The sequence below is a fragment of the Mesorhizobium sp. USDA 4775 genome (genome assembly GCF_054062655.1).
In genome coordinates, this window is the sequence record NZ_JBSSFM010000001.1 from 6,192,205 (window position 1) to 6,217,218 (window position 25,014).

A 25,014-nucleotide genomic window follows, 5' to 3' on the forward strand; every position below is an offset into this window, starting at 1 on the left:
ACGGTCTCAGCGCGGCAGGACGCTCGCCCCCATCAACGCCTCGTCGATCGAGCGCGCCGCCTGGCGGCCTTCGCGGATCGCCCAGACGACCAGCGACTGGCCACGGCGCACGTCGCCCGCCGCATAGAGCCGGTCGACGCTGGTCCTGTAGTCGCGGTCATTGGCCTCGACATTCCGCGAGCGGCGGCTGTCTGTGACGATTTTCATCTCACCCTCGAGTTCCTTCGCCACGCCCACCATCGCCGGTCCGGCAAAGCCGATCGCGATGAAGGCGAGATCGGCGCGGATGACGAATTCGGTGCCGGCGATCGGCTTGCGCTTCTCGTCGACCTCACAGCATTTGACGCCGGTCAGCTGGCCGTCCTCGCCGATGAATTCGAGCGTCGCCACCTGGAATTCGCGTTCCGCACCCTCGGCCTGCGAGGACGAGGTGCGCATCTTGGTCGCCCAGTAGGGCCACACCGCGAGCTTGTCTTCCTTCTCGGGCGGCTGCGGGCGGATGTCGAGCTGGGTGACGCGCACCGCGCCCTGGCGGAAGGCGGTGCCGACGCAGTCGGAGGCGGTATCACCGCCGCCGACGACGACGACATGCTGCCCGCCGGCGATGATCGGGTGCGACGGCCATGCCACGGACTGGATCGGCTCGCCACCGACGCGGCGGTTCTGCTGCACCAGATAGGGCATGGCGTCATGCACGCCGCCGAGATCGTCGCCCGGAATGTTGGCCGCACGCGGCGTTTCCGAGCCGCCGCAATAGAGCACCGCGTCATGTTCGGCGAGCAGTTCGGCGACGGGCTTGTCGACACCGACATTGACGCCGCAATGGAAGGTCACGCCCTCGCCCTGCATCTGCTCGATGCGCCGGTCGATATAGTGCTTCTCGATCTTGAAGTCGGGAATGCCGTAACGCATCAGCCCGCCCGGGCGGCTCTCGCGCTCATAGACATGGACGTCATGGCCGGCGCGGCCGAGCTGCTGTGCGGCTGCCATGCCGGCCGGGCCGGAGCCGATGATGGCGACCCGCTTGCCGGTCTTCTTCTCCGGCGGATAGGGCCTGATGTGGCCGGTCTCGTAAGCCTTGTCGGCGATCGCCTGTTCCACCGTCTTGATGGCGACCGGAATGTCCTCGAGGTTCAGCGTGCAGGCTTCCTCGCAAGGGGCGGGACAGATGCGGCCGGTGAACTCAGGGAAATTGTTGGTCGAGTGCAGGTTGCGGATCGCGTTGTCCCAGTCCCTGTTGTAGACGAGGTCGTTCCAGTCCGGGATCTGGTTGTGGATCGGGCAACCGGTCGGCCCGTGACAGAACGGAATGCCGCAGTCCATGCAGCGCGCGGCCTGTTTCTCGACCTCCTTATCCGACATCGGCAGCGTGAACTCGCGGAAGTGCCGGATGCGGTCGGAGGCCGGCTGGTACTTGTGCACCTGCCGGTCGATTTCGAGAAAGCCTGTTACCTTGCCCATAGTCCAGTTCCTGCTGTCCAGATGGTGCGGTTTTCGCCGCACCCGTTAACCTCTTGAGGCAGCCATGGCAACCTTGCGCCCGAGGTCAAACTGTCGATGAAAGGGGCCGGGAAGCCTGGGCTCCCCGGCAATTCTCTTAAAATCTATTCGGCCGCGACGCCCATGCGCATGCGTTCCATCTCGATCAGCGCGCGGCGGTATTCGACCGGCATGATCTTGCGGAATTTCGGCCGGAACGTCGTCCAGTCGTCGAGGATTTCGCGGCCGCGCACCGAACCCGTATAGTGCACATGGTTCGAGATCAGCTGGTAGAGGCGTTCCTCGTCATGGCTGGTCATGTCGCCCGACACGTCGACGCGGCCCTTGTGGTCGAGATCGCCGCCATGATGCAGCAGCCTTTCCATCAGGTCGTCTTCTTCCGGCACCGGCTCCAGTTCGACCATGGCCATGTTGCAGCGCTCGGCGAAATCGCCGGCCTCGTCCAGCACGTAGGCGACGCCGCCCGACATGCCGGCGGCGAAGTTGCGGCCGGTCTTGCCGATGACGACGACGACACCGCCGGTCATGTATTCGCAGCCATGGTCGCCGACGCCTTCGACGACGGCGGCGACGCCCGAATTGCGCACCGCGAAGCGTTCGCCGGCGACGCCGGCGAAATAGGCTTCGCCCTCGGTGGCGCCGTAGAGCACCGTGTTGCCGACGATGATGGAGTCGGCCGCCACGATCCTCGCCTCTTCCGGCGGCCGGATGACAATGCGCCCGCCCGACAAGCCCTTGCCGACATAGTCGTTGCCGGCGCCGACAAGCTCGAACGAGACCCCGCGCGCCAGGAAGGCGCCGAAGGACTGGCCGGCGGTACCGGTCAGCTTCACCTGGATCGTGTCTTCGCGCAGGCCCTTGTGCTTGAAGCGCTTGGCGACTTCACCCGACAGCATCGCGCCGGTCGAACGGTCGACATTGCGGATGTCCACCTCGATCTTGACCGGCTGCTTGGCCTCCAGTGCGGGCTTGGCCAGTTCAATCAGCTTGCGGTCGAGCACGTCGTCGATCGGGTGCTTCTGCCGCTCGGTCCAGTGCACCGCTTCGTGCGGCGCATCGGGCTTGTAGAACATCTTCGAGAAGTCGAGGCCGCGCGCCTTCCAGTGCTGGACCACGTCGCGCTTTTCCAGAAGATCGCTGTCGCCGATAATCTGGTCGATATGGGTGTAGCCCATCTCGGCCAGCAGCGCCCTCACCTCTTCCGCCACGTAGAAGAAGAAGTTGATGACATGCTCGGGCGTGCCCTTGAAGCGCTTGCGCAGCACCGGGTCCTGGGTGGCGACGCCAACCGGACAGGTGTTCAAGTGGCACTTGCGCATCATGATGCAGCCAGCCGCGATCAGCGGCGCGGTCGAGAAGCCAAACTCGTCGGCGCCGAGCAGCGCGCCGATGATGACGTCACGCCCGGTGCGCAAGCCGCCGTCGACCTGCAGCGCAACGCGCGAACGCAAGCCGTTCAGCACCAGCGTCTGGTGGGTCTCGGCCAGGCCCATTTCCCACGGGCTGCCGGCATGCTTGAGCGAGGTCAGCGGCGAGGCACCGGTGCCGCCATCATAGCCCGAAATGGTGATGTGGTCGGCGCGCGCCTTGGCGACGCCGGCCGCGACCGTGCCGACACCGACTTCCGACACCAGCTTGACCGACACGTCGGCCGCCGGGTTGACGTTCTTCAGATCATAGATCAGCTGCGCCAGATCCTCGATCGAATAGATGTCGTGATGCGGCGGCGGCGAGATCAGGCCGACGCCCGGCGTCGAATGCCGGACCTTGGCGATGGTCGCATCGACCTTGTGGCCGGGCAGCTGGCCTCCCTCGCCGGGCTTGGCGCCCTGCGCCACCTTGATCTGCATGACATCGGAATTGACAAGATATTCGGCCGTCACGCCGAACCGCCCCGAGGCGACCTGCTTGATCGCCGAGCGCTCCGGGTTCTTGCCGCCGCCGGGCAGCGGCAAATAGCGGTCGGCCTCTTCGCCGCCCTCGCCGGTGTTCGACTTGCCGCCGATCTGGTTCATGGCGCGCGCCAGCGTGGTGTGCGCTTCCCTGGAGATCGAGCCGAACGACATCGCCCCGGTCGAGAAGCGCTTGACGATCTCGGCCGCCGGCATGACGTCGTCGAGCGCGACCTTCTTGCGGCCGGTCTCCTCCGCCAGCCTGATCTTGAACAGGCCACGTATGGTCTGCGCGCGGGCAGTCTCGCTGTCGATCTGCGCCGAATACTCCTTGAAGGTTTCCCACGAGCCCTGGCGCACGGCGTGCTGCAAGGTGGCGACCGCGTCGGGCGACCACATATGCGCCTCGCCGCGCATGCGGAAGAGATATTCGCCGCCGACTTCGAGGCTGTTGCGCAGCACCGGATCATTGCCGAAACCGTCCGTGTGGCGGCTGACGGTTTCGCCCGCGACCTCGTCCAGCCCAACGCCTTCGATCAGCGTCGCCGTGCCGGTGAAATACTTCTCGACGAAATCGGTCTTCAGCCCGATGGCGTCGAAGATCTGCGCGCCGCAATAGGACTGATAGGTCGAGATGCCCATCTTGGACATCACCTTGAGGATGCCCTTGCCGATCGACTTGATGTAGCGCGACACGACCTCGTAGGCGTCGACCTCTTCCGGCAGCTCACCGCGCTTGTGCATGTCGGTGAGCGTGTCGAAGGCGAGATAGGGGTTGATCGCTTCGGCGCCATAGCCGGCAAGGCAGCAGAAATGATGCACTTCGCGCGGCTCGCCGGATTCCACGACCAGGCCGACGGAGGTGCGCAGCCCCTTGCGGATCAGGTGATGGTGCACCGCAGCCGTCGCCAGCAGCGCCGGGATGGCGATGCGGTCCGGGCCGAGCTGGCGGTCGGACAGGATGATGATGTTGTAACCGCCGGCGACTGCCGCCTCGGCGCGTTCGCACAGGCGGTCGATAGCACCCTGCATGCCGGCAGCGCCCTCGTTCGAGCCATAGGTGATGTCGATGGTCTTGGTGTCGAAACGGTCCTCGGTATGCCCGATGGAGCGGATCTTCTCCAGATCGCCATTGGTCAGGATCGGCTGGCGCACTTCGAGCCGCTTGCGGCGCGAATTGCCGACCAGGTCGAAGATGTTCGGCCGCGGCCCGATGAAGGACACCAGGCTCATCACCAGCTCCTCGCGGATCGGGTCGATCGGCGGGTTGGTGACCTGGGCAAAGTTCTGCTTGAAATAGGTGTAGAGCAGCTTCGACTTGTCCGACATCGCCGAGATCGGCGTGTCGGTGCCCATCGAACCAACGGCTTCCTGGCCGGTGGTCGCCATCGGCGACATCAACAACTTGGTGTCTTCCTGGGTGTAGCCGAACGCCTGCTGGCGATCGAGCAGGCTGACATCCTTGCGCAGCGCGCGCGGCTCGACCGGCTTCAGATCTTCCAGGATGAGCTGCGTGTTGGCGAGCCAGGTCTTGTAGGGATGCCTGGTGGCGATCTCCGACTTGATCTCCTCATCGGGCACGATGCGGCCCTTGGCAAGGTCGATCAGAAGCATGCGGCCGGGCTGCAGCCGCCACTTCTGCACGATCTTCTCCTCCGGCACCGGCAGCACGCCGGCTTCGGAAGCCATGATGACGCGGTCATCGTCGGTGACGATGTAGCGTGCGGGGCGCAGGCCGTTGCGGTCGAGCGTAGCGCCGATCTGGCGGCCATCGGTGAAGGCGACCGCGGCCGGCCCGTCCCACGGCTCCATCAGGGCGGCATGGTATTCGTAGAAAGCCTTGCGGTCGGCATCCATGAGCTTGTTGCCGGCCCAGGCTTCCGGGATCAGCATCATCATGGCGTGGCTGAGGCTGTAACCGCCCTGGAACAGGAATTCGAGCGCATTGTCGAAGCACGCCGTGTCGGACTGGCCGTCATAGGAGATCGGCCACAGCTTCGAGATGTTGTTGCCGAACAGCTCGGAATCGACCGAGGCCTGGCGCGCCGCCATCCAGTTGTTGTTGCCGCGCACCGTGTTGATCTCGCCATTGTGCGCGACCATGCGGTAGGGATGCGCCAGCTTCCATGACGGGAAGGTGTTGGTCGAGAAACGCTGGTGGACGAGAATCAGCGCGGTCTCGAAGCGCGGGTCCTTGAGATCCCTGTAATAGGCGCCGACCTGATAGGCCAGGAACATGCCCTTGTAGACGATGGTGCGCGCCGACAGCGACACGCAATAGGCGCCGATGTCCTTGTTGTCGTTCTCGGCATAGATACGGCCCGAGATGACCTTGCGCAGCAGATAGAGCCGGGCCTCGTATTCCTCGTCATCGGGAATATCTGATGTGCGGCCGATGAAGACCTGGCGATGGAACGGCTCGGACGCGACGATGTCGGGTGCCTTCGACAGCGACGAATTGTCGACGGGCACGTCGCGGAAGCCGATGAGCGGCAGCCCTTCGGACTGCGCCGATTCGGCGATGATGTCCTCGATATGGGCGCGAAGTGCTGCGTCCTGCGGCATGAACCAGTGTCCGACGCCATATTGGCCCGCCGGCGGCAATTCGATGCCCTGGGCCGCCATCTCCTCACGGAAGAACTGGTCCGGAAGCTGCACCAGCACGCCGGCGCCGTCGCCGACCAGCGGGTCGGCGCCGACGGCGCCGCGATGCGTCAGGTTTTCGAGCACGGCAAGGCCGTCCTTGACGATCTGATGCGACTTCACGCCCTTCATGTTGACGATGAAACCGACGCCGCAGGCATCATGTTCGTTGCGCGGATCGTAGAGGCCCCGAGGGGCAAAACCGGTTCGGCCAATATCAGTTCGGCCAATGTCGGTTCGCGGCGTATTTTTGACGGCAGCCGCTTTCGTCTGCGCGGCCTGGCCGTTCGTCGCAGAGAGCGTCATGTCCGTCATTGTCCTGTCCTCCGTTCCAGCCCTTCAGGCGCTGGTTTGCCTCGGCAAGCGCTTGGCTCACCCTGATCCTTGCGGCACGTCTTGCGAAATCCTTGCCGAACCAGGCGGCTTTCCGCATGGTTCGCGTCTGGTATCGTACAGGCCAGAGTCTGGCCGTCCACCTGTCGCTCGCAGCAACAGCCGGAGAGGCCAACATGTTACGCCAATCCAGCCTGTTTTGTGCGACAAAATAAGACAGCACTACTGTCCTAAATTTTTATGGCAGAATTCCCCGACGCACACAAGACCGATTCACAAAAAACTTGAGCGTTCCGCGACATAAAATTACGTGAAGTTGAGGAAAAACGTAAGCTTCAGTCGCCGATCCCTGCCCTGTCGGCTTGGCTGGCTTTAACGGTTTTCGGGCGTCTGGCCCTTGCGGTTGGCGCATGAAACCGTTCAACTCCGGCCGATTTTCCCCAAAACCCCGATCTTCCCCAGACATAGGCAGATGCATGTTCTTCGCTTCCGACAATTGGGCAGGCGCCCATCCCAACATCGTTGCCGGCCTGTCGGCCGCGGCCGGCGGCTTTGCCACCGCCTATGGCGACAGCGCGCTCGACCAGGCAGTTTACCAGCGCTTCAATGAGATTTTCGAACGCGAGGTCGCGGTGTTCTTCGTGGCGACCGGCACCGCCGCCAACTCGCTGTCGTTGACCACCTTCAACAAACCCGGCGGCATTTCCTTTGCCCACCGCGAATCGCATGTCATCGAAGACGAATGCGGCGCGCCGGAGTATTTTTCCGGCGGCGCGCGCTTGCACGCCGTCGACGGCGCACTGGGCAAGATCGACGCGCACAATCTGGAGCGGACCATTGGCCGCTTCGCGCCCGAAATCGTCCACTGGGGACGGCCAATGGCGGTTTCGATCACCCAGTCGACCGAGGTCGGCACTATCTACGGCCTGAATGAGATCGAGACGATTTCGGCCATCGCAAAACGGCATTCCGTGCCGCTGCACATGGATGGCGCCCGCTTTGCCAATGCGCTGGTCGCGCTCGACACGACGCCGGCCGAAATGACCTGGAAGCGCGGTGTCGACATCCTGTCCTTCGGCGGCACCAAGAATGGCTGCTGGTGCGCCGAAGCGATCGTGCTGTTCGACCTCGACCGCGCCAAGGAATTGGCCTTCCTGCGCAAGCGCGCCGCCCAGCTGTTTTCGAAGTCGCGCTTCGTCGCCGCTCAGTTCGAAGCCTATTTCAAGGACGGCCTGTGGCTCGACACAGCGCGCCACGCCAACGCCATGGCCGCCCGCCTCGCGGCGGCGATCGAGGATTCGGCCCACGCGAAGCTGGCCTGGCTGCCGCAGGCCAACGAGGTGTTCGCCGTGATCAAGAAGACCGAGGCCGAGAGGCTGCAGGCTGCCGGCGCCGCCTTCTACGACTGGCACAAGCCGCACGGCTTTGACGGCCATATCGGCGAGGACGAGCTGCTCTATCGTTTCGTCACCAGCTTCGCGACGTCAGCCGAGGAAGTCGACCGCTTTGGCAAGTTGATCGCCGGATAACAATCCATCTGCCGATCCACAAAAAAGCGGCGCCTCTCGGCGCCGCTTTCGTCTCGGGAGGAGACGGTTCTATTGCTAAGCTACATTACGCAGCGGTCTTGGCCTCGATCTGCTTGGCCTTGGCCGGGGCCGAGGTGATCGCGATCTTGCGCGGCTTCAGTTCCTCGGGAATGTTGCGCTTGAGGTCGACGAAGAGCAGGCCGTTCTTCAGCGTGGCGCCGACGACTTCAACGTGGTCGGCAAGCTGGAAGCGGCGCTCGAAGGCCCTGGAGGCAATGCCGCGATAGAGCAGCTCGGAGCCTTCACCGTTGCCCTCGTCCTTGCGCTCACCCTTCACGGTCAGCACGTTGCGGTGAGCTTCGATCGAAATTTCCTCGTCCGAGAAGCCGGCAACCGCCATGGAAATCCGGTAGGAATCCTCACCGGTGCGCTCGATATTGTAGGGCGGATAGGTCTGCGCGCCATCGGGCTGCGCAAGCGAATCCAGCATGGTGAAGAGACGGTCGAAGCCGACGGTCGAACGGTAAAGCGGGGAAAAATCAACATGACGCATGAGGTGTTCTCCTGTTGAGCAACATGGTTTGCGTATGGCCGGTGCGAAACCCGTAAGCGGCGTTTCGGCAGGACCAGCGGCCCCGACATTGGCGACCGCATTCCACATTTGGGGAGCGCCCCAATGCATTTCAAGATTTCGCCCGGCGGCAAAAACTGGATGGGTTGCCCCTTGATGAACGGCAGATGAACCGGCGCTTCGGCGCCCGTTCAGACAGCCGCCGCTAAAGTGGCACCAAGATCAAGGATTGGCGGCGCCGGGCTTTTCAAAGGTGCCGCAACGAGGCCGAACCGGGTGTTAACGTCCCTTCCTCCCGGATCGACAGGGGCCGGAAGCACGCCTTCGAGCGGCTTCCGGCCTTCCCCGTTACGATCCCGGCACAAGCCGGATTTGCTTTGCTTTTGATGCATTGGCGTCTATCACCTTGACGAGGCCAGCCGCGACAGGCTGGCACCTGAAGACGCCGAGCACAAAGCGCCGCATGACGGACCTTCTCCAAGACACGCCGCTTTTCCACGAATCCGAGGACAATCCGCGGCCAGACAACGCCACCGGAGGCTTTTTCGTCACCCGCGACCGCAAGAAGATCCGCTATGGCCTGTTCGCGGCGGTGGCGCGCCCGATGCGGGGCACCGTGGTGCTGCTGTCCGGCCGCAACGAGTGCATCGAGAAATATTTCGAAACCATCCGCGACCTTGCCGCCCGCGGCTTTGGCGTCGCCACGCTCGATTGGCGCGGCCAGGGCGATTCCGACCGGCTGATCCGCGATCGCCAGCGCGGCTATGTCAGGTCCTTCCGCGACTACACGGCCGATCTGGAGCAGTTCTTCGAGGAGATCGTGCTGCCCGATTGCCGCGGGCCGTATTACATCCTCGCCCATTCAGCCGGGGCCGTGATCGCGCTTCTTGCCGCGCCGTCCATGGTCAACCGCGTGCGCCGCATGGTGCTGATCGCGCCGTTCCTGACCCTGCCCGACCTGCCGGTCTCGATCCGGACGGTCCGCCGTATCTGTTCGGTCCTCTGCATTCTGGGCCTTGGCCGGCTCTATGCCGCCTGGGGTCCGCGGCCCAGACACACGCTGCCTTTCGAGGCCAATAAGGTAACGTCGGATCCGCGGCGCTATCGCCGCAACACGCGCATCTACGAAGAGTATCCGCGAATGGCGCTTGGCGGTCCGACGATCCGCTGGCTGCAGGCAGCGGCAAAGGCGTCGGAAGCGGTGAGCGACCCCGACTTCATGGCGCGGATACAGGTGCCTCTGCTGATCATCGCCGCCGGCGCCGACCAGGTCGTCTCGACCAGGGCGGTCGAGGCCTACGCCAGAAGCCTGAGGCTCGGCTCGCTGCTGATGATCGACGGCTCCAAGCACGAGATCCTGCAGGAGGTCGACCTCTACCGCGAACAATTCCTCGCTGCATTCGACGCCTTCATTCCTGGCTCGGACGATCCGACGGCCTGACCGGCACCGCGGTTCCTTCGAAGGCCGGCATAGCTGACACACCGTTGTCAGGATGGTCGGCCAGCCGCCCCTCGCGGCGGGCAAACCGCTAAAGATTATGACAGCCCGCCCCCACCCCGAAATGCTCATCTCAATGCGTCGAATTGAACGCCATGGAGATGAGATCATGACCGAGAAAACCTGCGCCGCCTGCGATTGCCAGCTGGATGCCAACCCGATCCGCGTCAAGGTCGGCGGCAAGACCGTCGAGGTCTGCTGCGAGGAATGCGCGACGGCGCTGAACGAGGCCGGCGCCTCGGCGGCCGGCGTGAGCGAGGATTGAGCCATGCGCACCGATCACGCAGCGGCACAACGCCTGGCTGGCCAGGCCCAGGTGCCGCCAGTCCACACCGAAACCACCCTGCACGCCTTGCACGCCCAATGCATCGCGGCGGCGAGATGGCTCGCCCGCCAGATGGAGAAGCGCCGAAGCCGGCTTGCCTTGCTGGAAATGACCGACGAACAGCTCAAGGACATCGGTCTGTCACGCGGCCAAGCCTATTCGGAGTTCAGGCGCCGCTCATGGGATTGAGCAGCCCCAGCGAGAAAGTCTCCTGACAAGATTGGGCAGGCCGCTTGCCTAAAGTGCCCATCGCAATGCCGGAATCAGTTTCCGGCACGAGGGATGAGCGCAACGGCCATGTCGCAATTCAAGGTTCAGCTCCTTATGGACACCGGCACTGTCAGGGTGCGGGATGTCGTCTGCAGCGGCGAATGCCGTCACAGGAGCGATGAGGAGTGCACGTCGGCGACGCATCTGGTGTTTGCCTATCGCGGCGTCTTCGTGCGCCATGTCGGCCGCAATGATGCGGTCGCGGAAGCCAACCAGCTGCTAAGGCCGAGGCCTACCAGATCAGCCACCCTGTCGAAGGCGGCGATGCCTGCCTCGACCTTGTCATCGAGGAAGGCCACTTGCGGGAACTGGCGCCGCAGGAGCAGTTGCGCGCCGGTGGTGTCCTGGCGTTTCGCCGCCAGCGCCGGCGCATCGATCCGCGCGCGCAGGCCTTGGTGGCGCTGTTGCGCCACAGCCTGAGCCGCAATGTCGCCGAAACGCTGGAGGCCGAGACGCTGGCGCTAACGCTGGTGTGCGGCGCTCGCTCGGCGAGCGCACTTCGCACGTCGCGGGCGCCAGCCCCGGACGGCAGAAGCTGGTCGACCGCGCCAAGCTGGTGCTGGCGTCGGATCTGTCGCGGCGCTGGACGCTGGCCGAGATTGCCGCCGAGGTCGGAGTCTCACCGGTCTATCTGACGCAAATATTCCAGCAGGTCGAGGCCATCCCGCTCTATCGCTATCATCTGCGCCTGCGGCTGGCGCGCGCGCTCGACCTGCTTGGCCGCTACGACAATCTGACCGCTTTGGGCATGGACCTCGGCTTTTCCAGCCACAGCCATTTCAGCGCGTCGTTCAGACAGGCCTATGGACGCACACCGGCGGAATTCCAGCGCTCGATCAGATCGCGCTGAAGCAACGGCTTCAAAGAAAGCGCGGAGATATCAGCCGCGAAGGGCAGCCATGGCCGCCGCGTGAAGCTCCGGCGTCGCCGCCGCTAGCACATCGCCGCCCTTTTCCGCCGGTCCGCCATCGAAGGTGGTGACGACGCCGCCCGCCTTCTCGATGATCGGGATCAGCGCCACGATGTCGTAGGGTTTCAGGCCGGGATCGGCGACGATGTCGACGCTCCCCGAGGCGATCATGGCGAAGGCATAGCAATCGGCGCCGTAGCGGGCCAGCTGCACCTGTTTCTCGAACGCGTCATAGCGCGTGCGCGCCTCGCCCTTGAACAGTGCCGGCGTGGTGGTGAACAGCGTCGCCTCGTCGAGCCTTGTCGTCTTGCGGGTCGAAAGCTTGCGCGGACCGCCCGGCCCCTCATAGTGCGAGCCCGAGGCGTTGGCGTAGAACAGCTCGCCGGTGAAAGGCTGCGCCATCATGCCGGCGACCGCGTCGCCGTCGACGGTCAGCCCGACCAGCGTCCCCCACACCGGCAGGCCGGAGATGAAGGCGCGCGTGCCGTCGATCGGATCGATCACCCAGACATGCCGGCTGGAGGTGTTTTCGCTGCCATGCTCCTCGCCGAGAATGCCATGGTCGGGATACTGCGCCGATATCAGCGCCCGGATGGCGCGTTCGGTCTCGCGGTCGGCTTCCGTGACCGGGTCGAAACTGCCTTTTTCCTTGTTGGCGACGGCACCCTGGGCGCGAAAGCGCGGCAAGGTCTCGACCGCTGCCGCCTGCGCGATGCGGCGCATGAAATCGATGCTGATGTCCAACTGATTCTCCCGCATTGCCGAGTGCCTCACCGGGCTCTGCCGACACTTTCCCGCCAAAACAAGCCTGTTTATCGATTTATTCGCGGCGACATCTGTTGCCCGAATGTCACATCTGCGTCATCGAAACGCAATTTCCACATCACTCTGAATTAAAAAAGCCTGAAGATCGCTTGACATTTGTGCACCGCACAATACCCTCAACCTCGGACAGGGTTTCCTGTCCATGCCCTCCTTGGGCGTTTCCTCCCTAGACTTCGACCGTATCGTGCAAACGATGCGGTCTTTTTTTACGCCTGCGCCTCGGGCCGGCTATTTCACTCCGCGGCCAGCGGCAGGTCGATGAAGTGATGGTCGGGCATCGCCATGAGATCCGCTGAAAATCGCGTCAGATCATCGGCCAGCGCGTCGAAGCCGGCAGTCTTCTCGAACGTCCGTTCATTCATGTAGAGCCCGCGATTGACCTCGATCTGCAGCGCATGCAGATGACGCGCCGGGCGGCCATAGTGCTCCGTGATGAAGCCGCCGGCATAGGGCTTGTTGTGGGCAACGGTATAGCCCATCGCGGTCAACAGGCCGATCGCCGTCTCGGTCAGGGCAGCGGTGGCCGAGATGCCGAAACGGTCGCCGATGATGAAGTCCGGCCGCAGACCGCTGTCGCCGACACGGATGCTTGCCGGCATCGAATGGCAGTCGATCAGCACGGCAAAGCCGAAACGGGCATGGGTCCTGGTCAAAAGCCGCTTCAGCGTTTCATGATAGGGCTTGTAAACGGCCTCGATGCGGGCGACGGCTTCGGCGAGCGGCAGGCGACCGGAATAGATGTCGAGCCCCTCGCCCACCAGCTTCGGCACCGTGCCAAGTCCGCCGGCCACCCGCGCCGAGCGGATGTTGCAGAAGGACGGCACCGGCTCGGCGAACATGCGCGGGTCGAGTTCCCAAGGCTCGCGATTGACGTCGAGATAGGCGCGCGGGAAATTCGCCGCCAGCATCGGCGCGCCAAGCGCCACGGCGCCGCCGAACAATTCATCGACGTAGCAATCTTCCGAGCGGCGGATGGCGTTGCGGTCGAGCCTCGCCATGGCGAGGAAGCGTTCCGGATAGTAGCGGCCGCTATGTGGTGAGTTGAACAGGAAGGGGACGCGCTGTTCGACGCCCGATCGGATTTCGAAGGGTTGAACGACCGAAAAATCCTCGGCTGCCGTCTTCAATTTGCACGAACCCGAAAACACCGATGCATCATGATATGAAAGTGCCACCTTGCTGGCCGCATGTCCAGCATTTCGCCATCCGCATCGCCCCGCCGAATGCGGATAATGCTTCGCAGCATTCACTTGATGTTTACCGTCACCGCCTCATATACAGGATGGTTAACGGGCTGCCTGGGCGGCAGTCTCGGGCGGGTGATTCGGACGGGATATCATGGCACGCATTCTTCTGGCGGAAGACGACGACGATATGCGTCGTTTCCTCGTCAAGGCGCTGGAACGCGCCGGCTACCAGGTCAGCGATTTCGACAATGGCGCCAGCGCCTATGAGCGGCTGCGCGAGGAGCCGTTCTCGCTGCTGTTGACCGACATCGTCATGCCGGAGATGGACGGCATCGAACTGGCGCGTCGCGCCACCGAGATCGATCCCGACCTCAAGGTCATGTTCATCACCGGTTTCGCCGCCGTTGCGCTGAACCCGGATTCCAAGGCGCCGAAAGACGCCAAGGTGCTGTCGAAGCCCTTCCACCTGCGCGATCTCGTCAACGAGGTCGAGAAGATGCTGCAGGCGGCCTGAGCCGCCTTCAACCGAGGCATCGGCATCTGTTTGCCGGTGCGGCGAGACGACGCCTTCTTTCCTTTTTCTCGCTATTGACGCGCCCGACCAAAAATGGTGTATGCGCGGCTTCGGATGGGCGTGTAGCTCAGCGGGAGAGCACTGCATTGACATTGCAGGGGTCACAGGTTCAATCCCTGTCACGCCCACCATCCAATCTCAGACTTTCGGTATCACGCACGCAACTGCGGCTCCCCCGCAGCGCCACGTAGCTCTGCCTTCGCTCGATGGTGATCGAAAACGTCTCGTTCGGCTTAGATGCCTGCGACGACACACAGGTTCTTCATCCGTGATACGGCAAGGTCAGGATCGGCCAGCAGGCCTGCCTGGTCGGCAAGGCGAAAGATTTCGGCGTAGTGGCGGATGCCGCGCGCCGACTGCATGCCCCCGACCATGGTGAAATGGTCCTGGTGGCCGTTCAACCAGGCCATGAAGACGATGCCGGCCTTGTAATATTCGGTCGGCGCCTCGAAGATTTTTCGCGATAGCGGCACCGTCGGCGCCATCAACGCGTCATAGCCGGCGCGGTCGCCCTCGGCGAGCCTTGCCAGGGCGGCGTTGGCGACCGGCGCGATGGCGTCGAAAATGCCAAGCAGCGCGTGCGAATGCCTGTTGCCGTCGCCGGCGATCAGTTCGGGGTAGTTGAAGTCGTCACCGGTGAACATCACGACGCCGTCCGGCAACCGGTTACGCAGCGCGACTTCCTTGCCGGCATCGAGAAGCGATATCTTTATGCCCTCGACCTTGTCTGCGTGGCGTTCGATGATGGCGACCACCGTATCGAGCGCGGTCTCGAAATCGCGGCTGCCCCAATAGCCCTTCAAGGCAGGGTCGAACATGTCACCCAGCCAGTGCAGGATGACCTTGCCGGAGGCCTGGCTCAAGATGCGGTCATAGACGCGCGCATAATCGTCCGGAGCCTTCGCGACAGCCGCCAATGCGCGGCTGGCCATCATGATCGCCTTGCCGCCCTGCCCTTCGATGAAGGCGAACTGCTCGTCATAGGCCGCGATCACATCGTCGAGCGTCCCGGCAGCGGCCGGCGCCAGATGATCGGTTCCCGCACCCGAGGCAAGATCGGCGCCTTCGACGGTGCGCGCCTCGGCGATCGAGCGGCGGATCAATTCCTTCGCATTGGCCCAGTCGAAACCCATGCCGCGCTGCGAGGTGTCCATCGCCTCGGCAATGCGGAAGCCGAGCCGCCACAAATGATGGCGGAACGCCATTGTGCTGTCCCAGTCGACCGCGGGCCGCGACCATGGATCGGTCATTTCGAGGGGATCGGCAACTACATGCGCGGCGGCATAGGCGACGCGTGAAAACCGTGCGCCGATCGCCGGCTGCACCGGCTGTCCAACAAGCGCGTAGCGGGCGTTGCGGCCACCTTCGGCAGGCAAGACAATATCCATCGACCTCTCCCTTCGCAGCGCCTATTAAATGGAACGTTCCAATAAATCAAGAACCTTTAAGATTCGGAGCGAAGTTGGCGGCAAATGCTGCGCTGCAGCACAGGAAGCCTTTCCTGATGGGCCATTTGAGTACGAACAATCAGTTTTTGCGGCTGAGAAAAATTCGCGATTGACTCAAGATTGAACCAGTGATTAGAACGTTCCAATAAATTCGATTGGGAAAACTGGGAGGACGCATCGAGATGGCCAGCCGGGCCAAGGCCACGATATTCGACATTGCCCGCGAGGCGGGCGTGTCCAAATCGACGGTATCGCTCGTGCTCCAGGGCAGCGGGCTGATCCGGCCTGAAACCGCGGTCAAGGTGCGCAAGGCGATCGAGGATGTAGGCTATGTCTACAACCGCGGCGCCGCCAATCTGCGCAAGGCCCATTCCAACGTCATCGGCATGGTCATCAACGACCTCACCAACCCATTCTTCGCCGAACTGGCCGTCGGCATGGAACGCGTCTTCCAGTCGGCCGGCATCGTGCCATTCATCGCCAATACGGCGGAGAATCCGGTGCGCCAGGAAGAGGTGCTGAAGTCGCTGATGGAACAAGGCGTCGCCGGGCTCATCGTGTCACCGGCGCGCGGCACCACGCCAGGCGCTTTCCGGCGGCTGGAATTGGCGGGCGTGCCGGTGGTCTTCGCCATGCGCCGCCTGCCCGAAAGCCGCATCCCTGTGATCGCGCCCGACAATCATCGCGGCGCCTATCTTGCCGCGGCTCATCTGATCGCCAAAGGACATCGCCGGCTCGCCTTCTTCGGCGGCACCTCGGATCTGGTGGTTTATCAGGAACGGCTGGGCGGCTTTCGCGAGGCCTGCGAGACGCTGGGCATCTCCGCCCGCGACGTGCTGGTCGTCGAGGGCGAAACCAACCGCAGAGGCGGCCTCGCCTGCCTGGATACCGCTCTCACGATGGCTGAACCGCCGACCGCGGCTCTCTGCTTCAACGACGCCGTCGCCTTTGGCGTGATGCTGGCGTTGCGCAAGCGCCGGCTTGAGCCGGGACCGGATTTCGCCGTCGTCGGCTTCGACGACGTGGTCGAGGCCGAACACTACATGCCGGCGCTGACCAGCGTCGCGGTGGACACAGCCGGCCTCGGCGAGCGCGCCGCTCACGTCATGCTCAAGCTGATCCAGTCGCGCACCACGCGGGCCGAAGACCATATCGGCGCGGTCAATCTCGTGGTCAGGGAAAGCTGCGGTCCGGATCTCCGCACGCGAAACAGGCCGACGGGAACGGGAGGCGCCGCGTGAGTGTCAAATGGGGGTTGATCGGCGCCAGCACGATCGCCAGGCAGTTCATGATCAACGCCATCCGCGCGCAAGAGGGTGGCGAGATCGCGGCGGTGATGAGTTCCAATCCGGAACGCGCCACGGCCTATGCCAGGGAAAACGGGATTCCATCCGCCGTGTCGACCTTGGATGCCTTGCTGAAGTCCGACATCGACGCGGTCTACATCTCGACCACCAACGAGCTGCATCTCGACCAGGCGCTAGCCGCCATCAAGGCGGGCAAGCATGTGCTGTGCGAGAAGCCGCTGGCGCTGACCAGCGCCGACGCCCGAAAAATGGTGGCGGCGGCCAGGGCGGCCGGCATCGTGCTCGGCACCAACCATCATCTGCGCAACGCCGGCGCGCATCGCGCCATGCGTGAGGCCATCGCATCGGGGCGCATCGGCAAGCCGATCGCCGCACGCGTCTTCCATTCCGTCTATCTGCCGGAGACCCTGCAGGGCTGGCGCATCACCAAGCCGGAAGCCGGCGGCGGCGTGGTGCTCGACATCACCGTGCACGATGCCGACACGCTGCGCTTCGTGCTCGGCGACGATCCGGTCGAGGTCTCGGCCTTCACGCAATCGGCCGGCATGGCCGGCGGCGGACTGGAAGACGGCGCCATGTGCATCTGGCGCTTCAAGTCGGGCCTCATCGCCCAGTCGCATGAAGGCTTCACCACCAAATTCGCCGGCACCGGCTTCGAGGTGCATGGTCCGGAAGGCTCGCTGATCGCCAGCGATGTGATGACCCAGAAACCGGACGGCTCGGTGCTGCTGCGCACGGCCAAGGGCGAGGAGCAACTGAGCTTCGATCGCGAGGACCTCTACGTCAGATCGGTGCGTCAGTTGCATGCCGCGATCCTCGGCAAGGGCCAGCCTGCCGCCACCGGCGAGGACGGCGTCTGGTCGCTCACTGCAGCCGAGGCGGCATTGCAATCGGCCAGCTCCGGCAAGGCCGTCAAGATCGACCCGAAACTCGGGAGCATGAAGTGAGCAAGGTCGTTTCCGCAGCGCAGGCAGCCAGCCTGATCAAGGATGGCATGACGGTATCCGTGTCGTCGTCGAGCGGGCTCGGCTGTCCGGACGCGGTGCTGGCCGCCATCGGCGAGCGCTTCGATAGCGAAGGTCATCCCAAGAACATCACCACGCTGCACCCGATCGCCGCGGGCGACATGTACGGCATCAAGGGCATCGATCATCTGGCCAAGCCCGGCCTGTTGAAGCGCACGCTGTGCGGTTCCTATCCATCCGGCCCCTCCTCGTCCGAGCCGCCGCAGATCTGGAAGATGATCGGCGACAATTCCGTCGCCGCCTACAACGTGCCGTCCGGTATCCTGTTCGACATGCATCGCGAGGCCGCCGCCAAACGGCCGGGCGTGCTCACCAAGGTCGGTCTCGACACCTTCGCCGACCCGCGCCATCAGGGCTGCGCCATGAACGCGGCGGCCAGCGAGCCGATCGTCTCGGTACAGCAGTTTGACGGCGAGGAATGGCTCTATTTCCGCTCGATCGTGCCCAACATTTCGATCATCCGCGCCACCACGGCGGACGAGCGCGGCAACCTCACCTATGAGCATGAGGGCGCCTATCTCGGCGGCCTCGAACAGGCGCTCGCCGCCCGCAACAATGGCGGCATCGTGATCGCACAGGTCAAGCGCGTCGTCGAGAACGGCACGCTAAAGCCGCATGACGTGCGCGTGCCCGGCGTGCTGGTCGACCATATCGTTGTCGCGCCCGACCAGTTGCAGACGACGCTGACGCCTTACGACCCGGCGATTTCGGGCGAGATCTTCCGGCCGCTGTCGACCTTCCGCAACGCCGAGATGAACGTGCAGAAGGTGATCGCGCGCCGCGTCGCCATGGAATTGCGCGACGGCATGGCCGTCAACATCGGCTTCGGCATCTCGGCCAACGTGCCGCGCATCCTTCTGGAAGAAGGCCAGCACGGCAAGGTCACCTGGGTGATCGAGCAGGGCGCGGTCGGCGGCGTGCCGCTGCTCGACTTCAAGTTCGGCTGCGCCTCCAACGCCGAGGCGATCATGCCCTCACCGCACCAGTTCATCTATTTCCAGGCCGGTGGTTTCGACGCCTCGCTGCTGTCCTTCCTGCAAATCGACCGCCACGGCTCGGTCAACGTGTCGAAACTGTCGGCGCGGCCGCATGTCACCGCCGGCGCCGGCGGCTTTGTCGACATCACCGCGCGGGCGAAGAAGATCGTCTTCTCCGGCTTCTTCAATGCCGGCGCCAAGCTTTCGCTGGCCGATGGCGGCATCCGCATCGACCAGGAGGGCAAGGTCAAGAAGGTGGTCAACGAGGTCGAGCACATCTCGTTTTCCGGCAAGCGCGCCGTCGCCCAAGGCCAGGACATCACCTATGTTACAGAGCGCTGCGTGATGAAGCTGACGCCCGACGGCCTGATGGTCACCGAGCTGGCGCCGGGCATCGACCTCGAGCGCGATGTCCTGGCGCAGGCCGAGATGCCGCTCGGTGTCGCCAACGACCTCAAGGTAACGCCGGCGGCACTCTACCAGGATCGGCCGATCGGCCTGTCGCTGAATGGCGGCGCCTCGCTCGGAGACGCGCATGGCTGAGCGCCTCGTCATATTCGAAAGGGACGGCGCCATCGGCATCGTCACGCTGCGCCGCCCGGAAAAGTTCAACGCGCTGGACATTCCGATGCTGAGGGCGCTGGAAGCCGCGCTCGACGAGGCAGAGATGGCCGAAGGCGTGCGCGTCGTGCTCTTGCGCGGCGAAGGCAAGGGCTTTTGCGCCGGCGGCGATGTCGAGGCCTGGGGTGCGATGAGCGCCGCCGATTTCCAGGTGCAATGGGTGCGCTATGGTCACCGCGTGTTCGACCGGCTGGCGCGGCTGCGGCAACCGACGATCGCCGTGCTGTCCGGTCATGCGCTGGGCGGCGGGCTGGAACTGGCGGTCGCCTGCGATTTCCGGGTCGCCGAGGCGCATGTGAAATTGGGCTTCCCCGAAACCTCGATCGGCGTCGTCCCCGGCTGGTCCGGAACGCAGCGCGCCGTGCGCCGCTTCGGCACGCAGACGGTCCGGCGCATGGCCTTGGGTGGTGAGATACTTCTCGCTCCCGAAGCGCTGGCCCTTGGCGTGGTGGATCGGGTGACCGAAACCGGCAAGGCATTCGACGAAGCCAAGAGCTGGGGGGAAAAGATCGCCGAACGTGGCCCGCTGGCGACGGAAGCGGCCAAGCTGATGATCGCGGTGGCCGAGGGCGAGGAAAGTGCGGCCGCCACCGAAGCGCTGGCCAGCGGCTTTATCGCGCTCACCGGCGACCTCAAGGCCGGCGTCGACGCCTTCAAGGCCAAGCAGAAGCCAGCATTTTCAAGAAGCTAGAGAAAACAGTCCTGATGAACGCACCCCTCAACATCGCCATGCCCGCCGAGGCCTCAACCGCGCCGAAAAATTATCGGCTGCTGATCGACGGCAAGCACGTCGATGCTCGCGACGGCCGCACGCTGGAACGCAAGAGCCCCGGCCACGGCTTCACCGTTTCGCGCTATGCGCAAGCCGGCCAAGCCGAGGTGGAAGCGGCCGTGCAGGCCGCGCACAAGGCGTTCGAGACCGGGCCGTGGCCACGCATGAAGGCCGGCGAGCGCGCCGCGATCCTCTTCAAGGCGGCCGACCTGATCGAGGCACGGCTGGAAGACATCGCCCGGCTCGACGCGCTCGAATCCGGCAAGCCGATTGCCCAGGCGCGCGGTGAGATCGGCGGCGCCGTCGACATCTGGCGCTATGCCGCCTCGCTCGCCCGCACGCTGCATGGCGAGAGCTACGCCAATCTCGGCGACGCCATGCTGGGCGTGGTCGTGCGCGAGCCGATCGGCGTCGTGTCGATCATCACGCCGTGGAATTTCCCGTTCCTCATCGTCAGCCAGAAACTGCCTTTCGCGCTCGGCGCCGGCTGCACGGCGGTGGTCAAGCCCAGCGAAATGACCTCGGCCTCGACCTTCGTGCTGGGCGACATCCTGCTCGAAGCCGGCCTGCCCGCCGGCGTCGTCAGCATCCTCGCCGGTCTGGGCGCCGATGTCGGCGCACCGCTGGTCAGCCATCCCCTGGTCGAGATGGTGTCGTTCACCGGCTCGACCCGCGTCGGCAAGATGACCATGGCGTCCGCCGCGCAGTTGCTGAAGAAGGTCTCGATGGAACTTGGCGGCAAGAACGGCCAGATCGTCTTTCCCGATGCCGACCTCCAGGCCGCCGCCGACGCGGCGGTGTTCGGCGGCTTCTTCAATGCCGGCGAGTGTGTTGCAATGCCGGCAGCCGGCTGATCGTGCACGAGGCGATCGCCGACGATTTTCTCAATGCCGTCAAGGCGCTCACCGCCAGGGTGAAAGTCGGCGACCCGCTCGACGAGCAAACCAAGGTCGGCGCAATGATCTCGTCCGACCATCTGGCCAAGGTGACGGATTACGTTGCGGCAGCGGCAGGCGAAGGCAGCAATGTCTTCAGCGGCGGCAAGCAGTTGGCCTCTAATGCCGGCCAATATCTCGACCCGACCATCTTACGCTACGTCACCGAGGACATGGCGATTGCGCGCGAGGAAGTGTTCGGCCCGGTGCTCTCCGTGCTCACTTTTGAATCGATTGAAAAGGCGTTGCACATCGCCAACAACACGCCCTATGGTCTGTCTGCAGGCGTGTGGAGCGCCAGCATCGACACTTGCATGTCGGTGGCGCGTGGGGTGCGTTCGGGGACGGTTTGGGTGAACACATTCATGGAAGGTTATCCCGAGCTGCCTTTCGGGGGCTACAAGCAGTCCGGTCTCGGACGCGAACTCGGCAAACGCGCCGTTGAGGACTATACCGAGGAAAAGACAATCCAGTTTCATCGCGGCCAGCGCACCGGATGGTGGGTCGGCTGAGTTGGGAAGAACCCGGTGGGCTTCCACCGGTCGTGTAATGCAACAAGGGAGGAAGTACATGTTGCGCAAACTGCTTATCGGAACGGCTCTTGCGACGAGCTTTGCCTTCTCGGCGCACGCCGCGGACGTCAAGGAAGTGCAGATGCTGCATTGGTGGACGTCGGGCGGCGAAGCGGCTGCCCTCAACGTGCTGAAGGGCGACCTGGCCAAGGAAGGCTACGCCTGGAAGGACGTTCCTGTCGCCGGCGGCGGCGGTGATGCTGCCATGACCGCGCTGAAGGCGATGGTCGCGGCCGGCAACTATCCGACCGCCTCGCAGATGCTCGGCTACACCGTGCTCGATTATGCCGCGGCCGGCGTCATGGGCGACCTGACCGAGACGGCGAAGAAGGAAGGCTGGGACAAGTCGGTTCCGGCGGCCCTGCAGAAATTCTCGGTCTATGACGGCAAGTGGGTCGCGGCTCCGGTCAACGTCCACTCGGTCAACTGGCTGTGGATCAACAAGGCCGTCATGGACAAGATCGGCGGCACCGAGCCGAAGACCTTCGACGACTTCGTCGCCCTGCTCGACAAGGCCAAGGCCGCGGGTGTGATCCCGCTCGCTCTCGGCGGCCAGAACTGGCAGGAAGCCACCATGTTCGATTCGGTCGTCCTGTCGACCGGCGGACCCGAGTTCTACAAAAAGGCCTTCAACGACCTCGACGACGCTTCGCTCAAGTCCGACACGATGAAGAAGTCGTTCGACAACCTCGCCAAGCTCGTCACCTATGTCGACCCGAACTTCTCGGGCCGCGACTGGAACCTTGCCACCGCCATGGTCATCAAGGGCGATGCCCTGGTGCAGGTCATGGGCGACTGGGCCAAGGGTGAATTCCACGCCGCTAAGAAGACCCCGGGCACCGACTTCCTGTGCTATCGCTTCCCGGGCACCGACGGCTCCGTGATCTACAACTCCGACATGTTCGGCATGTTCAACGTTCCGGACGACCGTAAGGCCGCCCAGGTCGCATTGGCCACCGCCACCCTGTCGAAGAGCTTCCAGTCGGCCTTCAACGTCGTCAAGGGTTCGGTTCCGGCCCGTACCGACGTTCCGGACACCGACTTCGACGCTTGCGGCAAGAAGGGCATCGCCGACCTGAAGAAGGCCAATGAAGGCGGCACGCTGTTCGGCTCGCTGGCCCAGGGCTATGGCGCCCCGCCGGCTGTCGCCAATGCCTACAAGGACGTGGTCTCGAAGTTCGTCCATGGTCAGATCAAGACCTCGGACGAGGCCGTGACCGAACTGGTCAAGGCGATCGACGACGCCAAGTAAGCGCAACGCTCGAAATCACCTTCCCCGCCTCGGCGGGGAAGGTTTTATCTCAGGATTGGCCGGCTCGACACCATGCCGACCCAAGACCCGTATACACGGGGCCGCCTTGCCGCCTGACGGCGCAGCACGGACGACCCGAAACGGGAGGAGCTCATGAGCACAGTAGCAACAAGCCAGATCAAGCTGACGCCGGAGCGGTCACGCACCTCTGTGCGCTCGCGCCTGCAGGACGCCTTGCCGAAGATCGTTCTGGCGCCGAGCTTCGCCATCACCATCGTCTTCGTCTACGGCTTCATCCTGTGGACGATCTATCTGTCCTTCACCAATTCCAAGACCTTCCCGTCCTACGTCATCACAGGTTCGCGCGCCTATCAGCGGCTGTGGGGCTGGACCTTCGACACCGACCCGCCATCGAGCTGGTACACGTCGATAACCAATATGGGTATTTTCGGCTTTCTCTACATCCTGATCTGCCTGGCGCTCGGCCTGTTCCTGGCCATCCTGCTCGACCAGAAGATCCGCGGTGAAGGCGTGCTGCGGCCGATCTACCTCTATCCGATGGCGCTGTCCTTCATCGTCACCGGCGTCGCCTGGAAATGGTTCCTCGATCCCGGTCTCGGCCTCGAGCAGACGCTGCATCAATGGGGATGGACGAGCTTCCATTTCGACTGGATCAAGAACAAGGATTTCGTCATCTACACGGTGGTCATCGCCGGCGTCTGGCAGGCCTCCGGCTTCATCATGGCGATGTTCCTGGCCGGCCTGCGCGGCATTGACGGCGAGATCATGAAGGCAGCGCAGATCGACGGCGCCACAACCTTCCAGCTCTACCGCCGCATCGTCATCCCGCTGCTGCGGCCAATCTTCCTGTCGGCCTTCATCGTGCTCGCCCACCTCGCCATCAAGTCCTACGACCTTGTCGTGGCGCTGACCTCCGGCGGCCCCGGCGGCTCGGCCTGGCTGCCTTCGAATTTCATGTACGAATACACCTTCAAGCGCAACGAGATGGCTGTCGGATCGGCCAGTGCGGTGATCATGCTGATGACCATCGTCGCCATCATCGTGCCCTATCTCTATTCGGAACTCAGGGAGAAGCCGCGATGAGCGCTGTCGCCACCCCTGCCCGCCAGGCCTCCGGCGGCATCAACACCAAGCTCGTCAATCGTGTTGTCATCTACGGGCTTCTGGCGCTCTTCGCGCTGTTCTACCTGATGCCGCTGTTCGTCATGCTGGTCACCTCGTTCAAGACCATGGACGAGATCCAGAACGGCAACATGCTGGCGCTGCCCCAGGCGCCGACCTTCGACCCGTGGCTGAAGGCCTGGGGCGAGACCTGCGTCGGCCTCACCTGCGCCGGCATCAAGGGCTATTTCTGGAACTCCATCAAGATGGTGGTTCCGGCCGTGCTGATCTCGACCATGCTCGGCGCCCTCAACGGCTACGTGCTGACCAAATGGCGCTTTCGCGGCGCGACGCTGGTGTTCGGGCTGATGCTGTTCGCCTGCTTCATTCCGTTCCAGTCGGTGCTGCTGCCGATGGCGACGATCCTTGGCAGCGTCGGCCGCTTCGGGGTGACCTTGCAGAACTCCGTCGGAACCAGCTTCGGCCTCGGCAATTCGACGGTCAATCTCGTCTTCGTCCACGTCGTCTACGGCATCGGCTTCACCACGCTGTTCTTCCGCAACTATTACGAGGCCTTCCCCACCGAATTGATCAAGGCGGCACAGGTCGACGGCGCCTCCTTCTTCCAGATCTTCCGCCGCATCATGCTGCCGAACTCTATGCCGATCTTCGTCGTCACGGTGATCTACCAGTTCACCAACATCTGGAACGACTTCCTGTTCGCTTCCGCCTATGCCGGCACCGGCGACGCCATGCCGATGACGGTGGCGCTGAACAATGTCGTCAACACCTCGACCGGCGTCGTCGAATACAACGTCAATATGGCGGCCGCGATGATCGCGGCTCTGCCCACCCTGATCGTCTATGTCGTCGCCGGCCGCTATTTCGTGCGCGGGCTGATGGCGGGCGCGGTCAAAGGCTGACCA

Annotated in this window: 18 protein-coding genes, 1 tRNA gene and 2 pseudogenes; 15 read left to right on the top strand and 6 right to left on the bottom strand. The window is 63.8% G+C overall.

Annotation, left to right across the window (positions count from 1 at the left end; all coding sequences use genetic code 11):
• Window positions 1-6: 6 nt before the first annotated feature.
• Both ACVILI_RS30410 and gltB read right to left on the bottom strand, forming a co-directional pair.
• Window positions 7-1,461, bottom strand: a complete 1,455-nt coding sequence (locus ACVILI_RS30410; RefSeq protein ID WP_019861058.1) for a glutamate synthase subunit beta — start codon at window positions 1,459-1,461, stop codon at window positions 7-9.
• Between the two features lie 143 nt (window positions 1,462-1,604).
• Complete coding sequence (gene gltB, locus ACVILI_RS30415; RefSeq protein WP_019861059.1) at window positions 1,605-6,350, bottom strand: glutamate synthase large subunit; 4,746 nt, start codon at window positions 6,348-6,350, stop codon at window positions 1,605-1,607.
• 494 nt (window positions 6,351-6,844) lie between these two features.
• Here gltB and ACVILI_RS30420 point away from each other — a divergent pair, with 494 nt between their 5' ends.
• Window positions 6,845-7,897: a threonine aldolase family protein gene (locus tag ACVILI_RS30420; protein WP_038649443.1), complete on the top strand. Its 1,053-nt coding sequence runs from the start codon at window positions 6,845-6,847 to the stop codon at window positions 7,895-7,897.
• A gap of 85 nt (window positions 7,898-7,982) precedes the next feature.
• On the opposite strand, the gene ACVILI_RS30425 is transcribed toward ACVILI_RS30420, so the two are convergent.
• Window positions 7,983-8,450 carry an Hsp20 family protein gene (locus ACVILI_RS30425; protein WP_010911365.1) on the bottom strand — a complete coding sequence of 156 codons (468 nt, stop codon included), beginning with the start codon at window positions 8,448-8,450 and terminating at the stop codon, window positions 7,983-7,985.
• Window positions 8,451-8,931: 481 nt separating this feature from the next.
• Here ACVILI_RS30425 and ACVILI_RS30430 point away from each other — a divergent pair, with 481 nt between their 5' ends.
• From ACVILI_RS30430 to ACVILI_RS30445, 4 genes and pseudogenes are all read left to right on the top strand, one after another.
• The gene (locus ACVILI_RS30430; RefSeq protein WP_038653329.1) at window positions 8,932-9,909 is read left to right on the top strand and encodes an alpha/beta fold hydrolase; all 978 of its coding nucleotides are present in this window, start codon (window positions 8,932-8,934) and stop codon (window positions 9,907-9,909) included.
• A 166-nt stretch (window positions 9,910-10,075) separates the two neighbouring features.
• On the top strand, window positions 10,076-10,231 hold the full coding sequence (locus ACVILI_RS30435; protein WP_164987199.1) for a hypothetical protein: 156 nt from the start codon (window positions 10,076-10,078) through the stop codon (window positions 10,229-10,231).
• Between the two features lie 3 nt (window positions 10,232-10,234).
• Window positions 10,235-10,480 carry a DUF1127 domain-containing protein gene (locus ACVILI_RS30440; protein WP_038649446.1) on the top strand — a complete coding sequence of 82 codons (246 nt, stop codon included), beginning with the start codon at window positions 10,235-10,237 and terminating at the stop codon, window positions 10,478-10,480.
• 108 nt (window positions 10,481-10,588) lie between these two features.
• Window positions 10,589-11,411, top strand: a pseudogene (locus ACVILI_RS30445) (helix-turn-helix transcriptional regulator).
• 30 nt (window positions 11,412-11,441) lie between these two features.
• Here the strand turns inward: ACVILI_RS30445 and hisN are convergent.
• Together hisN and ACVILI_RS30455 are read right to left on the bottom strand one after the other, a co-directional pair.
• Entirely contained in the window at window positions 11,442-12,215 is a 774-nt protein-coding gene (hisN, locus tag ACVILI_RS30450) for a histidinol-phosphatase (protein ID WP_027047376.1), read from the bottom strand.
• Window positions 12,216-12,529: 314 nt separating this feature from the next.
• Window positions 12,530-13,471, bottom strand: coding sequence for an N-formylglutamate amidohydrolase (locus ACVILI_RS30455; RefSeq protein WP_027047377.1), 942 nt, complete (start codon window positions 13,469-13,471; stop codon window positions 12,530-12,532).
• A gap of 163 nt (window positions 13,472-13,634) precedes the next feature.
• On the opposite strand from ACVILI_RS30455, the gene cpdR reads away from it, so the two are divergent.
• Both cpdR and ACVILI_RS30465 read left to right on the top strand, forming a co-directional pair.
• Window positions 13,635-13,997 (top strand): cell cycle two-component system response regulator CpdR, encoded by a 363-nt coding sequence (gene cpdR / locus ACVILI_RS30460; RefSeq protein WP_006199474.1) that lies wholly within the window; start codon window positions 13,635-13,637, stop codon window positions 13,995-13,997.
• A 116-nt stretch (window positions 13,998-14,113) separates the two neighbouring features.
• A tRNA-Val gene (locus tag ACVILI_RS30465) sits at window positions 14,114-14,188 on the top strand.
• A gap of 102 nt (window positions 14,189-14,290) precedes the next feature.
• On the opposite strand, the gene ACVILI_RS30470 is transcribed toward ACVILI_RS30465, so the two are convergent.
• Complete coding sequence (locus tag ACVILI_RS30470; RefSeq protein ID WP_038649452.1) at window positions 14,291-15,445, bottom strand: dihydrodipicolinate synthase family protein; 1,155 nt, start codon at window positions 15,443-15,445, stop codon at window positions 14,291-14,293.
• A gap of 242 nt (window positions 15,446-15,687) precedes the next feature.
• On the opposite strand from ACVILI_RS30470, the gene ACVILI_RS30475 reads away from it, so the two are divergent.
• The 8 genes and pseudogenes from ACVILI_RS30475 to ACVILI_RS30510 all read left to right on the top strand — a co-directional run bounded on the left by ACVILI_RS30475 (window position 15,688) and on the right by ACVILI_RS30510 (window position 25,011).
• Complete coding sequence (locus tag ACVILI_RS30475) at window positions 15,688-16,746, top strand: LacI family DNA-binding transcriptional regulator (protein WP_019861068.1); 1,059 nt, start codon at window positions 15,688-15,690, stop codon at window positions 16,744-16,746.
• Window positions 16,743-17,759 (top strand): Gfo/Idh/MocA family protein, encoded by a 1,017-nt coding sequence (locus tag ACVILI_RS30480; RefSeq protein WP_038649454.1) that lies wholly within the window; start codon window positions 16,743-16,745, stop codon window positions 17,757-17,759. The genes ACVILI_RS30475 and ACVILI_RS30480 overlap by 4 nt, the downstream gene beginning before the upstream one ends.
• Window positions 17,756-19,357, top strand: a complete 1,602-nt coding sequence (locus ACVILI_RS30485) for an acyl CoA:acetate/3-ketoacid CoA transferase (protein ID WP_038649457.1) — start codon at window positions 17,756-17,758, stop codon at window positions 19,355-19,357. Before ACVILI_RS30480 ends, ACVILI_RS30485 begins: the two co-directional genes overlap by 4 nt.
• Window positions 19,350-20,126: an enoyl-CoA hydratase/isomerase family protein gene (locus ACVILI_RS30490; protein ID WP_027047378.1), complete on the top strand. Its 777-nt coding sequence runs from the start codon at window positions 19,350-19,352 to the stop codon at window positions 20,124-20,126. Before ACVILI_RS30485 ends, ACVILI_RS30490 begins: the two co-directional genes overlap by 8 nt.
• Window positions 20,127-20,140: 14 nt before the next feature.
• Window positions 20,141-21,654 (top strand): annotated as a pseudogene (locus tag ACVILI_RS30495) (aldehyde dehydrogenase family protein).
• A 58-nt stretch (window positions 21,655-21,712) separates the two neighbouring features.
• The gene (locus tag ACVILI_RS30500) at window positions 21,713-22,966 is read left to right on the top strand and encodes an ABC transporter substrate-binding protein (RefSeq protein WP_027047380.1); all 1,254 of its coding nucleotides are present in this window, start codon (window positions 21,713-21,715) and stop codon (window positions 22,964-22,966) included.
• A 153-nt stretch (window positions 22,967-23,119) separates the two neighbouring features.
• The gene (locus tag ACVILI_RS30505; RefSeq protein WP_027047381.1) at window positions 23,120-24,070 is read left to right on the top strand and encodes a carbohydrate ABC transporter permease; all 951 of its coding nucleotides are present in this window, start codon (window positions 23,120-23,122) and stop codon (window positions 24,068-24,070) included.
• Window positions 24,067-25,011, top strand: a complete 945-nt coding sequence (locus ACVILI_RS30510) for a carbohydrate ABC transporter permease (RefSeq protein ID WP_038649463.1) — start codon at window positions 24,067-24,069, stop codon at window positions 25,009-25,011. Before ACVILI_RS30505 ends, ACVILI_RS30510 begins: the two co-directional genes overlap by 4 nt.
• The last annotated feature ends 3 nt before the right edge of the window (window positions 25,012-25,014 follow it).